The sequence below is a fragment of the Mobilicoccus massiliensis genome (genome assembly GCF_000826525.2).
GTDB classification, from domain to species: domain Bacteria; phylum Actinomycetota; class Actinomycetes; order Actinomycetales; family Dermatophilaceae; genus Mobilicoccus; species Mobilicoccus massiliensis.
Genome location: NZ_LN651327.1, coordinates 239,124 through 257,862 on the forward strand (window position 1 = coordinate 239,124; position 18,739 = coordinate 257,862).

General features: G+C 69.8%; 16 protein-coding genes. 8 read left to right on the plus strand and 8 right to left on the minus strand.

All coding sequences use genetic code 11. From position 1 onward, the window contains the following. Positions 1-62 precede the first annotated feature (62 nt). A complete protein-coding gene (locus BN1197_RS05535) occupies positions 63-1,622 on the minus strand; it encodes a methyl-accepting chemotaxis protein (RefSeq protein WP_187122589.1) in 1,560 nt (519 codons plus the stop codon). 309 nt (positions 1,623-1,931) lie between these two features. Between BN1197_RS05535 and BN1197_RS05540 the strand changes: the two genes are divergently transcribed. Beyond that, the gene (locus BN1197_RS05540) at positions 1,932-2,765 is read left to right on the plus strand and encodes an Fpg/Nei family DNA glycosylase (RefSeq protein ID WP_040157024.1); all 834 of its coding nucleotides are present in this window, start codon (positions 1,932-1,934) and stop codon (positions 2,763-2,765) included. Between the two features lie 52 nt (positions 2,766-2,817). Here the strand turns inward: BN1197_RS05540 and mtnK are convergent, their stop codons facing one another. From mtnK to mtnA, 5 genes are all read right to left on the minus strand, one after another. Then, positions 2,818-4,059, minus strand: a complete 1,242-nt coding sequence (mtnK, locus tag BN1197_RS05545) for an S-methyl-5-thioribose kinase (protein ID WP_052466061.1) — start codon at positions 4,057-4,059, stop codon at positions 2,818-2,820. A 46-nt stretch (positions 4,060-4,105) separates the two neighbouring features. Next, complete coding sequence (locus tag BN1197_RS05550) at positions 4,106-5,140, minus strand: ABC transporter permease (RefSeq protein ID WP_040157026.1); 1,035 nt, start codon at positions 5,138-5,140, stop codon at positions 4,106-4,108. Further along, a complete protein-coding gene (locus BN1197_RS05555; RefSeq protein WP_052466062.1) occupies positions 5,140-6,690 on the minus strand; it encodes a sugar ABC transporter ATP-binding protein in 1,551 nt (516 codons plus the stop codon). Before BN1197_RS05555 ends, BN1197_RS05550 begins: the two co-directional genes overlap by 1 nt. 67 nt (positions 6,691-6,757) lie before the next feature. Beyond that, complete coding sequence (locus tag BN1197_RS05560; RefSeq protein WP_040157028.1) at positions 6,758-7,873, minus strand: substrate-binding domain-containing protein; 1,116 nt, start codon at positions 7,871-7,873, stop codon at positions 6,758-6,760. Between the two features lie 45 nt (positions 7,874-7,918). Then, positions 7,919-8,956: an S-methyl-5-thioribose-1-phosphate isomerase gene (mtnA, locus tag BN1197_RS05565; RefSeq protein ID WP_040157029.1), complete on the minus strand. Its 1,038-nt coding sequence runs from the start codon at positions 8,954-8,956 to the stop codon at positions 7,919-7,921. 114 nt (positions 8,957-9,070) lie between these two features. On the opposite strand from mtnA, the gene BN1197_RS05570 reads away from it, so the two are divergent. Together BN1197_RS05570 and BN1197_RS05575 are read left to right on the plus strand one after the other, a co-directional pair. Next, entirely contained in the window at positions 9,071-9,835 is a 765-nt protein-coding gene (locus tag BN1197_RS05570) for a GntR family transcriptional regulator (protein WP_052466063.1), read from the plus strand. Between the two features lie 54 nt (positions 9,836-9,889). Then, entirely contained in the window at positions 9,890-10,552 is a 663-nt protein-coding gene (locus BN1197_RS05575; RefSeq protein WP_040157278.1) for a class II aldolase/adducin family protein, read from the plus strand. A 6-nt stretch (positions 10,553-10,558) separates the two neighbouring features. On the opposite strand, the gene BN1197_RS05580 is transcribed toward BN1197_RS05575, so the two are convergent. After that, positions 10,559-11,017, minus strand: a complete 459-nt coding sequence (locus tag BN1197_RS05580; RefSeq protein WP_141397230.1) for a hypothetical protein — start codon at positions 11,015-11,017, stop codon at positions 10,559-10,561. A gap of 92 nt (positions 11,018-11,109) precedes the next feature. Then, entirely contained in the window at positions 11,110-12,129 is a 1,020-nt protein-coding gene (locus BN1197_RS05585; protein WP_245851832.1) for a D-2-hydroxyacid dehydrogenase, read from the minus strand. 63 nt (positions 12,130-12,192) lie between these two features. Here BN1197_RS05585 and BN1197_RS05590 point away from each other — a divergent pair, with 63 nt between their 5' ends. The 5 genes from BN1197_RS05590 (at position 12,193) to BN1197_RS05610 (ending at position 18,736) form a co-directional block, all read left to right on the plus strand. Further along, the gene (locus BN1197_RS05590) at positions 12,193-13,455 is read left to right on the plus strand and encodes an aspartate aminotransferase family protein (protein WP_040157030.1); all 1,263 of its coding nucleotides are present in this window, start codon (positions 12,193-12,195) and stop codon (positions 13,453-13,455) included. A gap of 49 nt (positions 13,456-13,504) precedes the next feature. Continuing rightward, positions 13,505-14,980 (plus strand): NAD-dependent succinate-semialdehyde dehydrogenase, encoded by a 1,476-nt coding sequence (locus tag BN1197_RS05595; RefSeq protein WP_040157031.1) that lies wholly within the window; start codon positions 13,505-13,507, stop codon positions 14,978-14,980. A gap of 18 nt (positions 14,981-14,998) precedes the next feature. After that, positions 14,999-16,180: a M24 family metallopeptidase gene (locus BN1197_RS05600; protein WP_040157033.1), complete on the plus strand. Its 1,182-nt coding sequence runs from the start codon at positions 14,999-15,001 to the stop codon at positions 16,178-16,180. 88 nt (positions 16,181-16,268) lie between these two features. Continuing rightward, entirely contained in the window at positions 16,269-17,498 is a 1,230-nt protein-coding gene (locus tag BN1197_RS05605; protein WP_040157283.1) for an aminotransferase-like domain-containing protein, read from the plus strand. Continuing rightward, complete coding sequence (locus tag BN1197_RS05610) at positions 17,495-18,736, plus strand: M20 family metallopeptidase (RefSeq protein ID WP_040157034.1); 1,242 nt, start codon at positions 17,495-17,497, stop codon at positions 18,734-18,736. The genes BN1197_RS05605 and BN1197_RS05610 overlap by 4 nt, the downstream gene beginning before the upstream one ends. The last annotated feature ends 3 nt before the right edge of the window (positions 18,737-18,739 follow it).

Genomic DNA, 18,739 nt, shown 5'->3' on the forward strand with positions numbered 1-18,739 from the left:
GATCGCCCTGCGCGACCGTCATGGGGTCGCGTCGGCGACCGTGAACCCCCGGACGCAGCGCGTCAGAAGGTGAAGCGCGACACGGCGGAGCGCAGCCCCGAGGCACACTCCTCGAGTTCGGTGGAGCCGCCGGCGGTGGCGTCGGCGGTGCCGGCGACCTCCTCGGCTGTGCGCTGGGCGACGGCGACGTCGGTGGAGATCCTCGAGGCACCCTCGGAGGCGTCGGTCACGTTGCGCACCATCTCGTTGGTCGTCGCGGTCTGCTCCTCGACCGCGCTCGCGATCGTGGACTGGGTGTCGTTGATCTGCGCGATGATCGCCGAGATCTCGCTGATCGCCGCCACCGCGGCCTCCGTGTCGAGCTGGATCGCCTCGACGCGGTGTCCGATGTCCTCGGTCGCCTTGCCCGTCTCCTGAGCGAGGTCCTTGACCTCGTTCGCGACGACCGCGAAGCCCTTGCCCGCCTCACCGGCGCGCGCCGCCTCGATGGTGGCGTTGAGGGCGAGGAGGTTGGTCTGTTCCGCGATGGACGTGATCGTCTTGATGACGTTGCCGATCTCGATCGACGATTCGCCGAGCTTGCCGACCGTCTCGTTCGTGCGATCGGCCACGGAGACCGCCTGCGCCGCCACACCCGCGGCATCGTTCGCGGCGCGTGAGATCTCGCGGATCGACGTCGTCATCTCCTCCATGCCGGCGGCGACGGTCTGCATGTTCGCCGACACGCTCTGCGCCGAGGCCGTCACCGACGCGAGGCTGCTCGACGTGTCCCGGCTGACGCGCCGCAGATCCTCGGCACCGTGGGAGAAGCCGGTGGACGTCGACGAGACGGAATCGGTCGTCGTGGCCACTCCGGCGACGAGCTCACGCAGCCTCGCCTGAGCGTGGCGCAACGCGTCGGCCATGCGCCCGAACTCGTCCTCGCTCTCACGACGTGGCGCGACGGTGAGGTCGCCGTCGGCCAGCGCCGACAACGACTCCTCGATGTCGCGCGAACCTTCACGCAGGCTGCGGACCGTCATCAGGCACACGATGAGGGCGAGGCCGGTGATGGTCGCAGCCAGCAGCACCTGCAGGAACATGTCGCGCCGCTGCCCGGCGACGATCGAGGCCGAGAGGTCGTCCGAGCGGGACTGCAACGAGCCGAGGAGCCGCGGTGTGATCTCGAGGACCTTGCCGTACTCTCCCCAGGCCTCCTCGATGATCACCTTGTCGGCCGCGTCGACGTCGGCCTTGCCGCCCTTGGCGTAGAGCGCGACCGCCTTGTCGTCGGCCGCGAAGAACCGATCCCACGACGCCTTGATCTCGTCGAAGTCGGCCCGTTCGGCGCTGGTCATCTGCCCGGTGGGCACCGCGGCGAGCAGCTTCTTGAGGTTCGCTGCCGACGCGAGGTAACCCTTGCGGTTGTCGGAGTCCGCCGAGACGGCCTTGGCGGCCCCGAGACGGCGGGTGTCCCACGCGTAGGCGCCCTGCCATCCGCTGACGTCGGAGTTGTAGGTGCGCACCTCGGACAGTTGTGAGATCGCCGTGCGCAGTTCAGCGGCGTGAGCGCTGGATTCGGCGGTGCGCGACGCTCCGACGAACGCGAGTAGACCCATGATCGCGGCACCGATGGCACCCACGGCTCCGACGAGCAGGATGCGTCGTGCGAACGTGAGACCTCGTCGAGGGGCCTCGTCTCGGTCGGTAGCGGTGTCGTGGGGGGCAGGCAGAAGTGCGCCGGCAGCCGTCGTGGACAACGTAGACCTCACACAGAGTTTCGTGGGGGCGTCGAGCCGAGCCGCCACCGATTGACGACTCACCGTGCTCATCGGCACCGCAACCGAAAAGTTGCAGCGTTTCGGTTGTGCCGACATTCGAGTTGCTCGCTCGGAGGGAGCCGAGGGGTGATGCGGGAGCGACCTGCGTCCGGGGCCGGGCAGAATGGCCGGGTGCCCGAACTGCCCGAAGTCGAGACCGCCCGCGCCGCCATCGAGGACGCGGCGCTCCATCGCCGCATCGTCGACGTCGACGACTCCGACGAGTACGTCTGCCGTCCGCATGCGCCGGGGCAGATCCGGGATGCACTCGTGGGGCGCGAGTTCACCGCCGCCCACCGGCGGGGTAAGGCGATGTGGGTCGACACGAGTGGGGACGAGCCGGGCGTCGATGGGCCGTCGCTCGGCCTGCACCTCGGCATGGCCGGCCGCATCATGATCAGCGGCGCCGACGGCGGTCAGGTCTCGGGAGGCGACCCACCGGCCGGGCGCTACGGGATCGACGCCGACGCCCCGGGCCGCAAACCCGAGTGGGATCGCTTCACCGTGACGTTCGAGGACGGCGGCGTGCTGCGCCTCTTCGACAAGCGCCGCCTCGGCCGCGTTCGGCTCGACCCCGACCTCGACTCCCTCGGACCCGACGCCGAACAGATCGGGGTGGAGGAGTTCGCCGACCGCGTCGGGCGCGGCACCGCACCGGTCAAGGCTCGCCTGCTCGACCAGGCGACCCTCGCGGGGGTCGGCAACCTCCTCGCCGACGAGACGCTCTGGCAGGCGCGCCTCGACCCTCGGCGCGAGGCCGGCTCACTGTCGAGGAAGGAGCTGCGTACGCTCCACGACGCCCTCGGCGCCGCGACTCGCTCGGCCATCGATAAGGGCGGCGTCCACACCGGGGAGTTCATCGCCTCCCGCAAGAAGGCAGGCGTGTGCCCCCGGTGCGGGGCGCCCCTCGAACGGGCCACGGTCGGCAGCCGCACGACATGGTTCTGCCCGAGGGAACAGGTGTGACCGATCGGTCGTGCGTCCGGCTCGTCGACCTTGCCGGAGCCGAAGAACCGCCTCAGCGCGTGCGGTTCTCCAGCAGGACGTCGTGGGCGAGTCGTTCGAAGGCATCGGGGCTGCTGTCGACGCCGGCCTGACGCACGAGCTGTCGCGACAGGCGCAGGATGCCGCGAGCCGCGCCCTCACGCAGGTTCTCCGGGAGTGTCTCGACGTCCTTGTTCTTGGCGGCGCCGACGATTCGGCGCGACATCTTCGCGGCGGCGAACAACCATGCCTCGCTACGCCAGGTGAGAAGCAGGTCCTCCAGGGTGGCGTCCGTCCACACGCGCGGATCACGTCGCTGCGGCCAGCGGCGACGGAACTCGGCCTCGAATGCGTTCCAGGTGGCCGAGACGAGCGAGAGGCACCACCGCGCGCGCTCGTCCTCGCCGAGGGCGACGGCCCGTGCCGCGGCGGCCACGTAGTTGGCCCAGGGCGCCCCGATGTCGAACGCGAGGGGTCCGTAGTACGCGAACTCCGAATCGAAGCACTTGATGCTGTCGCAGGCCACGACCCCGTCGGCGTCCGGCTCTCCTTCGGCGCGGACCATGACCGACCCGGTGTGCAGATCGCCGTGGAGGAGGGCCTCGGCCTTGGTCATGAAGAGCCACTTGGCGTGGCCCATGGCCCGCATCATGGCGGCGTCCTCGGAGAACTCACGAGCGTCCGGCTCGTTCGCCGGCAGGCACGAGTTACGTCCGGCGTCGACGAGCGGCTCCGTGAACACGAGATCCTCGGTGATCTCGCACAACTGCGGATTGACCGACCGCGCGATCGCCTCTGCCAGCGCCTCTCGTTCCATGCCCAGCGGGGACGTGCCGAACGCGACGGCGCCGACGTAACGCCCGACGGCCTCGGCCGCGCCAGTGTGGGAGAGCCCCTCGTTCAGCGCACCGCGCCACACGCGGTGATCGGAGAGGTCCTCCATCGCGATGATGTACCGCTCCGGGTTGTAGTGGTACATCGCCGGAACGAGGTCGGGAACGAGCGCCCCGTGCGCCGCCAACGTCTCGGCCTCGTGCCGCGCTCGGTCGGGTGTCATCGGCCACCCCTCGCCGGTCATCCGCACGTAGGGCAGCGACTGCTTCAGGCAGAGCCCACGGCCGGAGGTGTCCTTGGCGAGGAAGACGAGGTTGAGGTTGCCGTCCCCGATCTCATCGCACAAGACGAGGTCGTCGGGGTCGATCACCTCGGCGAGCGTGGGTGTGGAGCGGATGTAGTCGGGGATGTTCTCGACGGTGAGGAACTCGTAGTCGGCCACGGTGGACTCCTGTGAAGAGAAGGTGGAACGGGTGAGCGGTGCACGGTCAGGTGGCCGGCGTGTATCTCACCTTCTTGCGCGAGATCGTGAACGAGAAGAGCAGTGCCACCAGCAACACCAGGCCCTTGGCCGTGTCCTGGTAGTAGTACGAGAAGCCCTTCATCGTCAGGCCGGTGAGCACGATGCCGATGAGCAGCGCACCGAGCAGCGTGCCCCAGGCGTTGGGTTTGCCGATGCCGAGGACGGAGGTGCCGACCAGCGCGACGGCCACGGCCTCCAGCAGGCTCGAGGCGCCCGCGTTGACGTCGCCCTGACCGATGCGGGAGACGAGGATGAGTCCGCCGATGGCGGCGAAGAGACCGCACAACACGTACGCCAGTCCGCGGTAGAAGCCGACGTTGACACCCGCCAGCCGGGAGGCCTCGGGGTTGGCCCCGATGGCGTACATCATGCGACCCCACTTGGTGCGGTCGAGGATGAACCAGGAGACGACGGTGAGGAGCAACATGAGGACGACGGGGTAGGGAACGGGCCCGATCGCGCCGCGGTCGATCATGAGGAACGCGGACGTGAACTTGCCGGGGGCGGGTGTCCCGTCGGGCAGCACCATGCCGGCCGAGACGCTCTGACCGTCGACGGGAATGAGCTTGGCGCCCTGGATGACGAACATCGTGCCCAGGGTGGCCAGCAGGTCGGGGATCTTGCAGACCACGATGAGAAAGGCGTTGAGCAGGCCCACCGCGATTCCGGCCAGCAGCACGACGATCGCCGCGGTCCCGCCCGTCAGGTTGTAGAAGACCATGGTCATCGCGGCCATCTGCACCGCCAGTCCCGCCGTCGACCCGATCGACAGGTCCATGCCGCCGACGGCCATGACGTAGGTCATCCCCAGGCCGAGGATGGCGGTCACCGACGCGAACTTGAGCATCGAGAACAGCGCCCCGGACGTCCGGAAGGCGGGCTCGGTGGATGCGAAGAACAGGAACAGCCCGATCGTCACGGCGATGAAGCCGTACTTGACGACGGCGTCCTGCACCCTCATCCCGGTGGTGACGTCGTTGTCCGTGCGTGCGTGTGCCATCAGGCCACCTCCGACATGCTCGCGACGATGGCGTCACCGTCGGTCTGGGTTGTGTAGGCGTCGAACCGCGGATGCCCGTCGACGAGGACGACGATGCGATCGGCGACCTCGCGGATCTCGTCGACGTCACTGGAGAGGACGACGACACAGGCCCCCTCACCGGCGAGTTCGCGAGCCTGGCGGGAGATATCGCGGCGAGCCCCGATGTCGACCCCCCGGAAGGGTTCGTCGAGGAGCATGACCTTGGGCGACTCGGCGAACCAGCGCCCGACGACGACCTTCTGCTGGTTGCCTCCGGAGAGGGCGTCGAGCGGTTGATCCGGCCCGGTGGCGACGACGCCGAAGTCCTCGATCGTGGAGACACCGCGCCGGCGCTCGCGGCCGAGGTCGATGACGCTGCCCCGGCAGAACCGGCCGAGGAACGGGAGGGTCGCCGTCGCGGCGATCGCCCATCCCGGCAGCATCGCCTCGGCGGCGCGATCCTCGGGGACGAGGTAGATGCCCTTGCGCACGGCGTGCCCGCTGCGCCTCGGCGCGAACGGTTGCCCGTCGAAGGTCATCGTCCCGGCGCGGAACCGGTCGACCCCGAAGATGCCTCGCGCGAGCTCGGATTTGCCGGCTCCGATCAGGCCGACGATGCCGGTGACCTCGCCGTACCGCAGGTCGAGGTCGAACGGCCGGGACCGCTTGAGCAACTGCACTCCCTCCAGGTGGATCGCCACCCGTTCTCCACGCCGCTCGACGAGCTCGTCGGCGGCGACGGCGACGCTCTCACCGAGCATCGAGCGGATCGCCCGGGACATGTCGAACGGCGCCGCCTGCTCGTCGTGGATGCGGCCGTCACGCAGAACGACGAGGTCGTCGGCCATCGTGCGGATCTCGTCGAGGTGGTGGGAGACGTAGAGGATCGCGACGCCTTCCTCACGCAACCGCCGGACGACGTCGAAGAGACGGTCGGCCTCGGCCTGCGAGAGCGTCGACGTGGGCTCGTCGAGCACGAGCACCTTGGGGCGGCGGATCAACGCCCGGGCGAGCAGCAGGAGTTGGGCGTCCGCGATGCCGAGGTCGAAGACGTCCTTGCGCAGTACCTCGTCCGACCAGCCGAGATCGAGGGTGGCCGCGATCTGCCGGGCGCGGGGGAGGATGGCCTTCAGTGAGCGCACCGCAGGGATGTCGCCCTGCACGATCTCCTCGAACGTGAGGTTCTCGGCGACCGAGAGCCCCGGCACGATGCTGTCGTCGATGCGCTGGTGAACCGTCTGGACACCGTGACGCGCGGCGTCGATCGGTGAAGAGATGTGGATGGGCTCGCCACCGACCTCCACGGTTCCTCCGTAGCCCTGGTAGACGCCGGAGAGGATCTTGATGAGCGTCGACTTGCCGGCGCCGTTCGCACCCAGCAGCGCCGTGACCCGGCCAGGAGTGAGGCGCATGGTCACGCCCTTGAGGACGCTGTTCGCGCCGAACGCCATCGTGATGTCGGTCAGCGCCAGTGCGGCCGGCGTCTCGGGACGCGGCTGCTCCGGCGTGCCGGGGTCGCGGTGATCCATCTCTTCTCCCTCAACGTGGGCGTCGGTGCGGGGCAAGGAGTGCTCACCTGCCCCGCGCCGACAGCTGTCAGAACGTGACGGCCGGAATCCAGTCGGCCGAGGACACCTGCGAGATGTTCAGCGCAGGCTCCGCCTTGCGCAGGTCGTCCATGTTCTTGATGTTCTTGCTGCGCAACATCTCGCTCGTGACGAGGATCGGTGGGAAGTCGACCTTGTCGCCCTCCTTCGCCTGTCCCGCGAGGTTCAGGGCGAGCGTTCGCACGACCGCCGCGCCGATGGCGTTCGGGTCCGTCGCGCCGGTGGCGACCCAGGGACTGCCGTCCGCGCTCATGAGTTCGATGTCGGCGGTCGAGATGTCGGCACCGTAGACCTTGACCTTGTTCTTGAGGTCGGGGTTCTGCTCGAGAGCCGAGAGGGTCGCCTTGGTGAGCTCGTCGTACGGCGCGTAGACCGCGACGACGTCGGCGTTGGACTTGAGGGCGTTGTCGACCATCGGCGCCGAGTCGGTGGCCGAGGAGTTCGTGTACTTGCCCGTCTTGAACTTCTGCGTCCAGGAGTTCTTCTGCAGGTACTCCTTCCACACGGCGTCGCGGCGGTCCAACGGTGCGATTCCCGCGACGTTGACGTACCCGACCGGCTTGTCCTGACCGATGTCCTTGGCCATCTGGTCGAGTACCAGGCTCGCCATCTTGGCGTCGGACTGCTGTGTCTGCACCGCGCGCAGCGCGCACTTCTGGATCTCGACGTCGTAGATGACGACCTTGATGCCCTTGTCGATGGCCTTGTTCACCCCGGGGCACAGGGTGTCGGGGAAGCCGTGGCGAACGACGATGCCCTTGACGCCGGAGGCGATGGCCTGATCGAGCTGCGTGGCCTGCTGAGCGTTGTCACCCTGGGCGTCGTAGACGTCGAGCTTCATCTTCAGCGCCTCGGCCTGCTTGCGCGTGCCGTTGAGGTACTGCTGGAAGTAGTCGCCCTGGCCGCTCTGCTGGACGACCGCGACGTGCACGGTCCCACTGTCGAAGGGGGCGGGGGCCTGACCCGTGGCCTGCTGGACCGAGGCGCTGGCGGCGTTGTCGCCGGCGGGACTGGACCCACCGCTCGGCGTTCCCTGGCTGCACCCCGTCAGCCCGAGCAGAGAGAAGGCCGCGGCCGAGGCCACGAATGCAACGGAAGGCTTCATGGACGTTCCTCTCGTACGACCGGCGTCGTTGCCGGCCGGTGGATGTCAATCTGCGATGGTGTCGAGCAGGCGTGCGGCAGGAGCAGCGGCCGGTTCGACGATTCCGCGCTCGGTGACGACCGCGTCGATGAGATCGTGCGGAGTGACGTCGAAGGCGGGGTTGAAGCCGCGCGCCGTGGCGGGTGCGACCCGGTGACCGGCGACGACGAGCACCTCGTCACCGGACCGTTCCTCGATGACGATCTCGTCACCGGTGGCCGTGTCGAGGTCGACCGTGGAGAACGGTGCGGCGACGACGAAGGGGATGCCGGCCCGCCGGCACGCGAGGGCGAGCGCGACCGAACCGACCTTGTTGGCGGTGTCACCGTTGGCGGTGATGCGGTCGGCGCCGATGATGGCGACGTCGACGAGGCCGCGCAGGATGGTGGAGGCGGCCGCCCCGTCGCACTCGACGACGTGCGGGATGCCGTCCTGCGTGAGCTCCCAGCTGGTGAGCCTGGAGCCCTGAAGCAGGGGACGGGTCTCGTCGGCGTAGACGAGTTCGAGGGCCCCGCGGTCCTGGAGCTCGTGGATGATCCCGTACGCGGTTCCCCACGCCGTGGTGGCGAGGGCGCCGGTGTTGCAGTGAGTGACGACGCGCACGGAGGATCGCCCCGTGCGGGCCAGGATCCAGTCGGCTCCGAGGCGGGACAGCTCGCGGTTGGCCGCCTCGTCCTCGGCCACCAGCCGCAGGGCCGACGCGAGCACCTCGTCGACTCCGCCGCTCATGAGCGGGCGCACCTGGTCGACGCCCCACGCGAGGTTCACGGCGGTCGGGCGTGCGTCGCGTACGCGATCGACCTCCGCCTGCAGCCGGTCCTCACTCCAGCCGTTGCGCGCCGCTTCGTTCATCGCGACGACGACGCCGAGCGCGCCGGTGGCACCCAGGGCCGGAGCGCCGCGCACGGCCAGCGTCCGGATGGCGTCGATGAGCACGTCCACCGTTCGCACGTCGATGTACTCCTCCTGCGCCGGCAGGAGCCGCTGGTCGATCAACCGAAGACAGGGAGCGTCGTCGGCGACCCATTGGACGGCAAGAACCATCGTCTGCACCTCGCTGTTGTCAGACAACCGATGCCTCAACGTAGAATGGCGACCCTCGGTTGTCAACGCTGCGCCGGATGAGTGACCGATGTCCCCTGCCCTCCAAGGAGAGCCATGCCCCGACGGTCCACCCTGGCGACGCGTGTCGCCGAGGATCTCCGTAGCGAGATCGCCGCGGGCGAGTACGCCCCGGGTGACCGGTTGCCCACCGAGCACGCCCTCAGTGCGCGGTTCCAGGTGTCCCGCCCGACCGTGCGGACGGCGTTGCAGGAGCTCGAGGGGCTCGGCCTCGTGCGGACCAGGCACGGGGTGGGGACCTTCGTCGTCGAGCAGCCCGCGGTTCGCGCGGGGTTGGAGCGCCTGGAGTCGATGACCGACGCCATCCGCAACCAGGGGCACGAGCCCGGCATGGTGTATGCGAGCCGGCTGCGTAGGCCGCTCGTACCGGAAGAGGCAGCACGCATGGGGCTCGCCGTGAACACCGAGGTTCTCGAGCTTCGGCGGTCGATCCTCGCCGACGGCGAGGTGGTCGCGTACTCCTACGACCTCCTGCCGTGGGAGATGTTCCCCGACGACTTCGACCCCTCATCGTTGACCGGATCGATCTTCGAGTTCATGAGCACCCGTCTGGGCGTCGAGCCCGCGACCGCCGTCGCCGAGGTCCACGCCGTGTACTCCGAGCACGTCGGATGGGGGCCCGAGGCGGCCGCGCATCGGCTCTTCGTGTTGCTCAACCAGTTGCACTACGACGCCTCGCAGCGGCTGGTGGCCTACTCGCGCACGTACTTCATCGAAGGCCGCTACTCCTTCACGATCTACCGCACGCCGTCCGGGGCCGGGGCGCCGCTGCCTGCGGACGGGCCCGAGCTCGGGCGTTGACGAGAGCGTCGACATGTGGTTTGTTGTCTGACAACTACGTCTGGGGTGAATGACATGTTGTTGGCCGATGAGCGGAAACAGATCATCGATGTCTGCCATCGGATGGTGGCCGACGACCTCGTGGTGGGCACCGCCGGCAATGTCTCGGTGCGAGCTGGGGAGCTGTTGGCGATCACTCCGAGCGGAGTTCCCTACGCCGACCTACGGCCTGAGTTGATCAGCGTCGTCCGGTTCGACGACGGCGCGCGCGTCGACTCGCCGCTGGCGCCCGCGAGCGAGCTGGAACTGCATCAGGTGGCATTGCGCGCCACGCAGTCAGGGGCCGTCGTCCACACGCATTCGGGCGCGGCGACCGCGGTGGCCTGCCTGGAGGGGATCGACGAGGTGCCGGCGGTGCACTACTACGCGGCGATGTTCGGCGGGGCTCCCCGAGTCGCGCCCTACCACCGCTACGGCTCGTCGGCGTTGGCCTCGGCGGTGGAATCGGCGCTCGTCGGCCGCAACAGTGCGCTCATGGGCAACCACGGGGCCGTCGTCACGGGCTCCGACCTCACCCAGGCCTACGACCGCGCCCTCTACCTCGAATGGCTGTGCGATCTGGTTCTTCGCGTCTCGTCGGCGGGCGTGCCCCGCGTCCTGCCCGAGGAGGAGATCGCGGGGGTCGTCGAGCAGATGAAGGGATACGGCCAGAGCGCCCCGCCCGCCGACGCGCGCTGAGGCCGCTCAGTCCACCGAGTCGATGTGACGGGTGCTGCCGAGCAGATCGAAGGTGTCGCCGGCGCTCTTGCCCTGCGCGGCTTCGAACATCGGGGAATCGCTCGACATGCCCTCGTACGTGACGCCGTCGCACTCGAACGGTGAGGCGGGGACGCCGACGAGGTAGTGGTCGCCGTCGATCGCGACGATCGCGCCGGGCTCGATCGTGGTCTTGGGGGAGACGTCGAGCGCCTCGACCTCCTGAATGCCGCCGAGTTCGCCCTGCGCCACCGCGGAGAGCCGCCCGCGCATCTCACCGGCCTGGTCGGACTGCGAGAGGTCACCGGAGTCCATGGGCATGTCCTGGTCGAGCCGTGCGGCGTCCTGATCGACGGACTCCGTCGTCTTCGTGCTCGCCGCCTCGGCGCCCAACTGCGAGACGAGCGCGTCCTTGACCTTCTGCTTGTCGAGCTTCTGCTCGTTCATCGGTGTCTCCTTCGAGTCGGCGTCTGTCATCGACATACCCGCAACGTCGGCCCCTGACACGCCCCTGACACGCCGCCGTGCGAACGCGCAGGTCAGCGCCCCGGCACGTAGCCGCTGGCCTTGTCGACGGGGTCGGGCAGCGACTCGCCCGCGACGTATCGGCGAAGGTTGGTCTCGAACTGGTCGGAGAGGGCGTCGCGCCAGCCCTGCACGTCGCCGCACATGTGGGCCGAGACGTGGACGTTCGGCATCGCCCAGAAGGGATGGTCGGCGGGCAGGGGTTCGGTGACGAAGACGTCGAGGCTCGCCGCGGCTATGTCACCCGCCTGCAAGGCAGCGACGAGCGCGGGTTCGTCGACGAGTTGCCCGCGCCCGACGTTGACGAGGTGGGCATGCTCGGGCAGGGCGGCGAGGACCTCGGCGTCGACGACTCCGCGAGTGGTGTCGGTGAGGGGTGCGGCGAGGACGAGGTGGTCGACGTCGCCGACGTGCGCCGCGAGCTCGCTCGACGCGACGACCGTGCCGAAGTCGGCGTCGCCCTCCCGCGCCACGCGTCCGGCACCCCGCACGTTCATGCCGAGCGCCCGCAGCAGCCGGGCCGTCGCGCGACCGATGCCCCCGGTGCCGACGACGAGGGCCTGTGCGCCCGCGGTGCGGCGAGGCTCGCGGTGGCGCCACGTGCGCTCGTTCTGCAGAGCCTTGCTCTCGTGCAGCAGCTTGTCGTGGGCGAGCACGGAGGCCGCGACGAACTCCGCGATCGGCTCGTCGAACACGCCGCGCGCGTTCGTGACGACGACGTCGGACTCGCGCAACTCCTCGAAGAGGATCGCGTCGACCCCGGCGGCGGCGACGTGGACCCACCGCAACGCGTCGGCCGCGGGCCAGGCGTCCCGTAGCGCGCCGGAGAAGAAGTCCCAGATGAACAGCGCCTCGGCCCCGGGAAGGGCCTCGGCGAGTCCGGCGGCGTCGCAGTAGGTGATGTCGGCGAGCTCGCGGAGGGCGGCGTCGTTGGCCGGAGGTGGCGTGCCCTCGGCGGTGAGGACGACGACCTGCGGCCTGGAGGATGCCGGGGCACCGGCGGCGGACGAGGGCTGAGGACCTGCGCTGATCACACCGGCACTCTAGGGTCGAACAAGATTGTTGACAATCGGCAATGCCGCCGTGAGGATCGGCTCATGACCTCCCTCAGCCCGTTGTTGAAGCAAGCGACCCCCGTCGTCGTCGACCACGCGAGCGGCAGTTGGATCCACGGCACCGACGGCAAGGACTACCTCGACTTCACGACCGGAATCGGCGTGACCAGCACCGGTCACTGCCACCCTCGGGTCGTCGAGGCGGCGCGCGAGCAGGTGGGCAAGGTCATCCACGCCCAGTACACGACCGTGATGCACCCGCCCCTGCTCGAGCTCACGCAGAAGCTCGGCGAGGTGCTGCCCGAGGGCCTCGACTCCGTCTTCTACGCGAACTCCGGCTCCGAGGCCGTCGAGTCCGCGGTGCGCCTCGCGCGCATGGCCAAGGGGCGTCCGAACATCGTCGTCTTCCAGGGCAGCTTCCACGGCCGCACCGTCGCCGCGGCCACGCTGACGACGGCAGGCACGAAGTTCTCCGCCGGCTTCGCGCCGCTCATGGCGGGCGTGCACATGTCGCCGTTCCCCTACGCCTATCGCTACGGCTGGGACATCGACACGGCGGTGGACTTCGCGCTGCGGGAGCTCGACTACCTGCTCGCCACGCGCACCGCGCCCAACGACACCGCTGCGTTCCTCATCGAGCCCGCCCTCGGCGACGGCGGCTACATCCCGACCCCGCCCGCGTTCCTCGACGGGTTGCGCGAACGCGCCGACCGCCACGACATCCTGCTCATCCTCGACGAGGTCCAGGCCGGGTGCGGGCGCACGGGCCGCTTCTGGGGGCACCAGTGGTCCTCGATCCGCCCCGACATCCTCATCACGGCCAAGGGCATCGCGTCCGGCTTCCCCATCAGCGCGATGGCGGCGTCAGAGGAGCTCATGAGCCAGGCATGGCCGGGCTCGCAGGGCGGAACGTACGGCGGCAACGCGGTCGCCGCCGCCGCCGGGTGCGCGACGCTCGACGTCATCCGGGAGGAGAACCTCGTCGAGAACGCCCGCGTGCGCGGCGAACAGCTCCTCGCCGGCGTCAAGGCCATCCAGGAGAAGCACCCCGTCATCGGTGACGTGCGCGGCCACGGGCTGATGATGGGCGTCGAGTTCACCGACGCCGAGGGCAACGCCGACGCGGCCACGGCCGCCGCCGTACAGCAGGCGACGACGCGACACGGCCTGCTCTCCCTCACGTGCGGCCCGCTCGGCAACGTCGTCCGGCTCATCCCCGCCCTCGTCGTCACCCAGAACGAGATCGACACGGGCGTCGAGCGATTCGGCGCCGCGGTGGACGAGGTCGTCGGCGCATCATCCTGACCTCAACGGCTCTCCCGACCCCACGAACCGCCCACACGAAGGACGAACCATGACGACAGACCCGACCCAGGCCGCGAAGGACGCCGTCGCGAAGGTGAGCACGGGCGTCTTCATCGACGGGGAGTGGGGCGATGCCGCCTCCGGCCGGAGGACCGACGTCGTCAACCCCGCCACCGGTGAGGTGATCGCGACGATCGCCGACGGCGGTGAGGAGGACGCGAGGCGCGCCATCGAGGTCGCGGCCCGCACCCAGCAGTCGTGGGGGCGCACACCACCCCGGGAACGCAGCGAGATCCTGCGCCGCGCCTACGAACTCATCATGGAGCGGCAGGACGAGCTGGCCCTCGTCATGACGAGCGAGATGGGCAAGCCGCTCGCCGAGGCCAGGGGCGAGGTCGCCTACGCGGCCGAGTTCTTCCGCTGGTTCTCCGAGGAGGCCGTGCGCATCGGCGGCGACGCGACGACGAGCGGTGACGGCAAGACCCGCATCATCGTCACGAAGGAGCCCGTCGGGCCGTGTGTGCTGGTCACGCCGTGGAACTTCCCCCTCGCGATGGGGACCCGCAAGATCGGCCCCGCCATCGCGGCCGGCTGCACGATGGTGTTCAAACCCGCGCACCTCACGCCGCTGAGCTCGTTCGCGCTCACCGACATCCTCGTCGAGGCGGGCCTGCCCGCGGGCGTGCTCAACGTCGTGTGCACGAGCAACGCCGGCTCGGTCGTCGAGCCGTGGATGGACTCCGGCCTGGCGCGCAAGGTCTCGTTCACCGGTTCGACCGCGGTCGGCATCACGCTGCTCGAGCAGGCGTCGCGGCACGTCATGCGCTCGTCGATGGAGCTCGGCGGCAACGCGCCGTTCATCGTCTTCGACGACGCCGATCTCGACGTGGCGGTCGAGGGCGCGATGGTCGCGAAGATGCGCAACATGGGGGAGGCCTGCACGGCGGCCAACCGCCTGTTCGTGCACCGCGATGTCGCCGACGAGTTCTCGCGCCGGCTCGCCCAGCGCATGTCGGGCCTCACCGTCGGTGACGGCGTGGCCGAGGGCACACAGGTCGGCCCGCTCGTCGAGGAGAAGGCGCGCACCAAGGTCGAGGAGCTCGTCGCGGACGCCGTGAACCGGGGCGCGAGGGTCGTCTGTGGCGGCAAGACCCCCGACGGCCCCGGCTACTTCTACCCCCCGACCGTGCTCGCCGACGTCTCGCCCGACTCCGACCTCATGGGGCAGGAGATCTTCGGCCCCGTCGCCCCGGTCATCCCGTTCGACACCGAGGAGGAGGTCGTGGCGCTCGCCAACGACACCCCCTGGGGCCTGGTGGGGTACGTCTTCACCCAGGACGTCGACCGTGGCTTCCGCATGTCGGAGCGCATCGAGGTCGGCATGCTCGGGCTCAACACCGGGCTGGTCTCCAACCCGGCCGCCCCGTTCGGCGGTGTCAAGGAATCGGGGCTCGGGCGCGAGGGAGGTCGCGTCGGCATCGAGGAGTTCCTCGAGATGAGGTACCTCGCCATGCCGCGCACCTGACGAGAGGGGAGTGCCCGCATGACCACCGAGATCACCCGGGCGGAGTACGACGAGCGCCTGGCGCGGGTGCGCACCCGCATGGATCTGCAGGGCATGTCTGCGCTCATCGTCACCGACCCGACGAACATCTACTACTTGTGTGGGTACAACGCGTGGTCGTTCTACACCCCACAGATGCTGTTTGTACCAGCACAAGGAGACATGATCCTCTTCGCTCGCGAGATGGACGCCAAGGGTGCGCATCGCACGACGTGGCTCCCCGACGAGCAGATCGTCGCCTACCCCGAGCGCTACGTGCACCGCCCGCATCTGCACCCCTTCGACTGGGTCGCGTTCGCGCTGCGCCGCCGGTGGCAGGTCGCGCCCGCGTCCAAGGGCGTCGTCGGCATGGAGATGGACTCCCACTTCACCTCACCCAAGGGGTACCGCGCGCTCGAACACGGCGTACCGGAATGGAAGATCGTCGACTGCTTCGAACTCGTCAACTGGGTGCGCCTCGTCAAGTCCGACGCCGAGATCCAACTCATGCGCGCGGCCGCGCGGGTGACGACCAAGGCGATGGAGGCCGCGATCGAGGCGATCGAGGTCGGTGTTCCGCAGAACGTCATCGCCTCCCGCATCGCCGCCGCGCAGGCCATCGGCGACGGGGAGGCGTGGGGTGACTACCCGGCGATCGTGCCGATGCTCCCCACCGGCGAGTCCGCCGACACACCCCACCTGACCTGGAGCGATCGGCGTCTGGAACTCGGTGACGCGGTCGTCGTCGAACTCGCCGGGGCTCACCGCCGCTACCACGTCCCCCTCGCCCGCACGGTGATGCTCGGCGAGCCGAGCGAGGAACTCCTGCGCCTGGAGGAGGCCGTGGCCGCGGGCCTGCAGGCCGTGCTCGACGCCGCCGCTCCCGGCGTCGCGGTCGCCTCCCTCGCGCACGCCTGGAACTGGACCCTCGCCGAGTACGGCCTCGAGAAGCCGAGCCGCCTCGGCTACTCCATCGGCGCCGCCTACCCGCCCGACTGGGGCGAGCGCACGATCAGCATCCGCAGCGAGGACGAGAACGACCTCGCCGAGAACCAGACCTTCCACATCATCTGCGGCATGTGGATGGAGGGGTTCGGCTACGAGGTCTCCGAATCCGTGCGCATCACCGCCACGGGAGTCGAGACCTTCACCTCGTTCCCCCGAGGACTCATCCGGCGCTGACCCGCGCACGGCCGATCACGAGCCACGACGACCAGGAGGATCCGTGCTCACGACCATCTCGACCTTCTCCCCGCTGCCCACCCACGGCATCGCCGGCGACCCGCAGGCCGGGTTCGTCCCCCTGGCCTCACGGGCGGACGGACTCGTCGGCTCGGTCATCGACTCCTCGACCTCGCTGCTCGCCGCGCAGAAGCACGACATCGTGCGGTTCGCGATGGGAGCGCCCGCGCCTGACGTCACCCCGTGGGAGCAGTTCCGCGACCTGGCTCGCGACGTGTACGACGCGAGCTCGTTCACCTACGGCGCGACCGAGGGTGAGCCGGTGCTCTTCGACGCGCTCGTGGAGTACAGCCGGCACACCCCGGAGCCGGTCGACGAGAGCCGCACGGTCATCACCACCGGCGGCATGCAGGGTCTCGACCTCGCGTTCAAGCTCTTCGTCGACCCGGGTGACCTCGTCGTGGTCGAATCGCCCACGTACACCAACGGATCGGGCACGGCGCTGAGTTACGGCGCGGACCTGCTCGAGGTGCCGGTCGACGAACACGGACTCGACGTCGAGCAGCTCGAGAGCCTCGTCGCGCGGGCCGGCCGCGTGCCCAAGGCGATCTACACGATCCCCAACTTTCAGAACCCGTCCGGCACGACGCTGTCGGAGGAGCGGCGCCGCCGCCTCATCGACCTGGCCCGCACCTGGGGCAGCGTCATCGTCGACGACGACCCCTACGGCCTCCTGCGTTTCGCCGGCGAGGACGTTCCCGGATTCCCCGCGCTCATGGGCGACGACCCGCTGCTGTTCTCCGTGCGTACGTTCAGCAAGATCCTCGCGCCCGGCCTGCGCGTGGGGTGGGTCAGCGCCGACGCGCGGTTGCGCGAGCTGCTCATCGCCGGCAAGCAGGCGATGGACACGTGCACCAACGTGCCCAACCAGCACGTCGTCGCCGAGTTCCTCCGTCGAGGCGGGCTCGACGCCCATCTCGAGGGCCTGCGCAGCCAGTACCGCAAGCGCAAGGAGGCGATGCAGGACTCGATCACCCGCCACCTCGGCGACCGGGTGCGCACCACCGACCCCGAGGGCGGCTTCTTCCTCTGGATGACCCTCCAGGGCGAGGACGCGGCCATCGACTCCCGGCGCCTCTTCGAGATCGCCCTCGCCGAGGGGGTCGCCTTCATCCCGGGCACCGCGCTCTCGCCGTCGCAACGGTTCTCCGACGCGTTCCGGCTGTGTTTCGCCTCGACCACCCCCGAGCGCACCGAGGAGGGCATCGCCCGTCTGGCCCGGGCCATGGACATCGCCCGGGCGGAGGTCGCGAGGTGACCGATGGGGTCGGAGACGGGGCGGCCGATCCCCGCGCGCTCGTGCGGGAGGACGAGCTCGTCGAGCTCACCTGCGCCCTCGTCGATGCGGCAGGGGAGAACCCGGGCGGCACCGAGCAGGCGGTGGTCGACGTGCTCGAACGAGCCTGCCGTGAACGGGGATTCGACGTCACGGTGAGTCCGGTGGTCGCGGGCCGTCCCAACCTCGTAGCCACGCTGTCGCGCGAGACGACGGGGTCGCGCGGAGACGGCGGGCCCGGACTGCTCTTTCTCGGCCACTCCGACGTGGTCCCGGCGGGGCCGGGCTGGACGCGGGAGCCGTTCGCCGCGACGGTCGACGACGGGCGCGTGTACGGCCGCGGCTCCACCGACATGAAGGGCGGGCTCGCCGCGGTCGTCATCGCGATGGCCGCGGTGCGGGCGGCCGGGATACGACTCTCCGGCCCCGTGACCCTGGCCTGCACCGTCGACGAGGAGGACCTGGGCCTCGGCATCCGCGCCCTCGTCGCCGACCCCGCGGCGGCCGGGATGGGTGCGGAGTACCTCGGCTGCGTCGTCGCCGAACCCACCGACCTCGGGCTCGTCGTCGGCTGCCGCGGTGACAGTTACCTCGAGATGGAGGTCACCGGCGTGCCGGCCCATTCCGGACGACCGGGTGACGGACGCAACGCGATCGACGCGGCGAGCCGGATCCTCGAGCTCGTCCGCGCCGACCACGAACGGCTCGCGGGGGAGGGTGACGCGCTGCTCGGCCCGGCGACGTGGAACGTCGGCCGGATCAGCGGCGGACGCGGCAGCTCGATCGTCGCCCCCGACGCGCACGTGTGGCTCGACCGGCGCCTGCTGCCGGAGGAGGATCCGGACGCGATCGCCGCCGACCTCGCTCGCCGCATCGAGGAGTCCGGGATCAGCGGTGACGGCATCGGCGTCGAGATCACCGTGACGATGGAGATGCCCGGCTTCCGCACCCCCGACGACCACCCGTTCGTGCGCGCGGTGCACGCGGCCGGTGTCGAGGTCGGCCTCTCCGTGCCGATCGGGGGCTGGAGCGCCGCGTGCGATGGCGGGTTCGTCGCCCGCGACCTCGGCATTCCCGCCGTCGTCGCCGGGCCGGGCGGCCTCAACGATCAGGCGCATCAGGTCGACGAATCGGTGGGGATCGACGAGCTGGTCGACGCCGCCCGCTGGTACGCGAGCCTCATCGTGCGGCTGCTCGGCGCGGCCCCTGCCGGTGCCTAGACT

Bases quoted from the DNA above. Each gene is read 5' to 3' on its own strand.
- BN1197_RS05550 (WP_040157026.1), bottom strand. From the start codon at position 5,140: ATGGCACACGCACGCACGGACAACGACGTCACCACCGGGATGAGGGTG.
- BN1197_RS05555 (WP_052466062.1), bottom strand. From the start codon at position 6,690: ATGGATCACCGCGACCCCGGCACGCCGGAGCAGCCGCGTCCCGAGACG.
- BN1197_RS05560 (WP_040157028.1), bottom strand. From the start codon at position 7,873: ATGAAGCCTTCCGTTGCATTCGTGGCCTCGGCCGCGGCCTTCTCTCTG.
- mtnA (WP_040157029.1), bottom strand. From the start codon at position 8,956: ATGGTTCTTGCCGTCCAATGGGTCGCCGACGACGCTCCCTGTCTTCGG.
- BN1197_RS05570 (WP_052466063.1), top strand. From the start codon at position 9,071: ATGCCCCGACGGTCCACCCTGGCGACGCGTGTCGCCGAGGATCTCCGT.
- BN1197_RS05575 (WP_040157278.1), top strand. From the start codon at position 9,890: ATGTTGTTGGCCGATGAGCGGAAACAGATCATCGATGTCTGCCATCGG.
- BN1197_RS05580 (WP_141397230.1), bottom strand. From the start codon at position 11,017: ATGAACGAGCAGAAGCTCGACAAGCAGAAGGTCAAGGACGCGCTCGTC.
- BN1197_RS05590 (WP_040157030.1), top strand. From the start codon at position 12,193: ATGACCTCCCTCAGCCCGTTGTTGAAGCAAGCGACCCCCGTCGTCGTC.
- BN1197_RS05595 (WP_040157031.1), top strand. From the start codon at position 13,505: ATGACGACAGACCCGACCCAGGCCGCGAAGGACGCCGTCGCGAAGGTG.
- BN1197_RS05600 (WP_040157033.1), top strand. From the start codon at position 14,999: ATGACCACCGAGATCACCCGGGCGGAGTACGACGAGCGCCTGGCGCGG.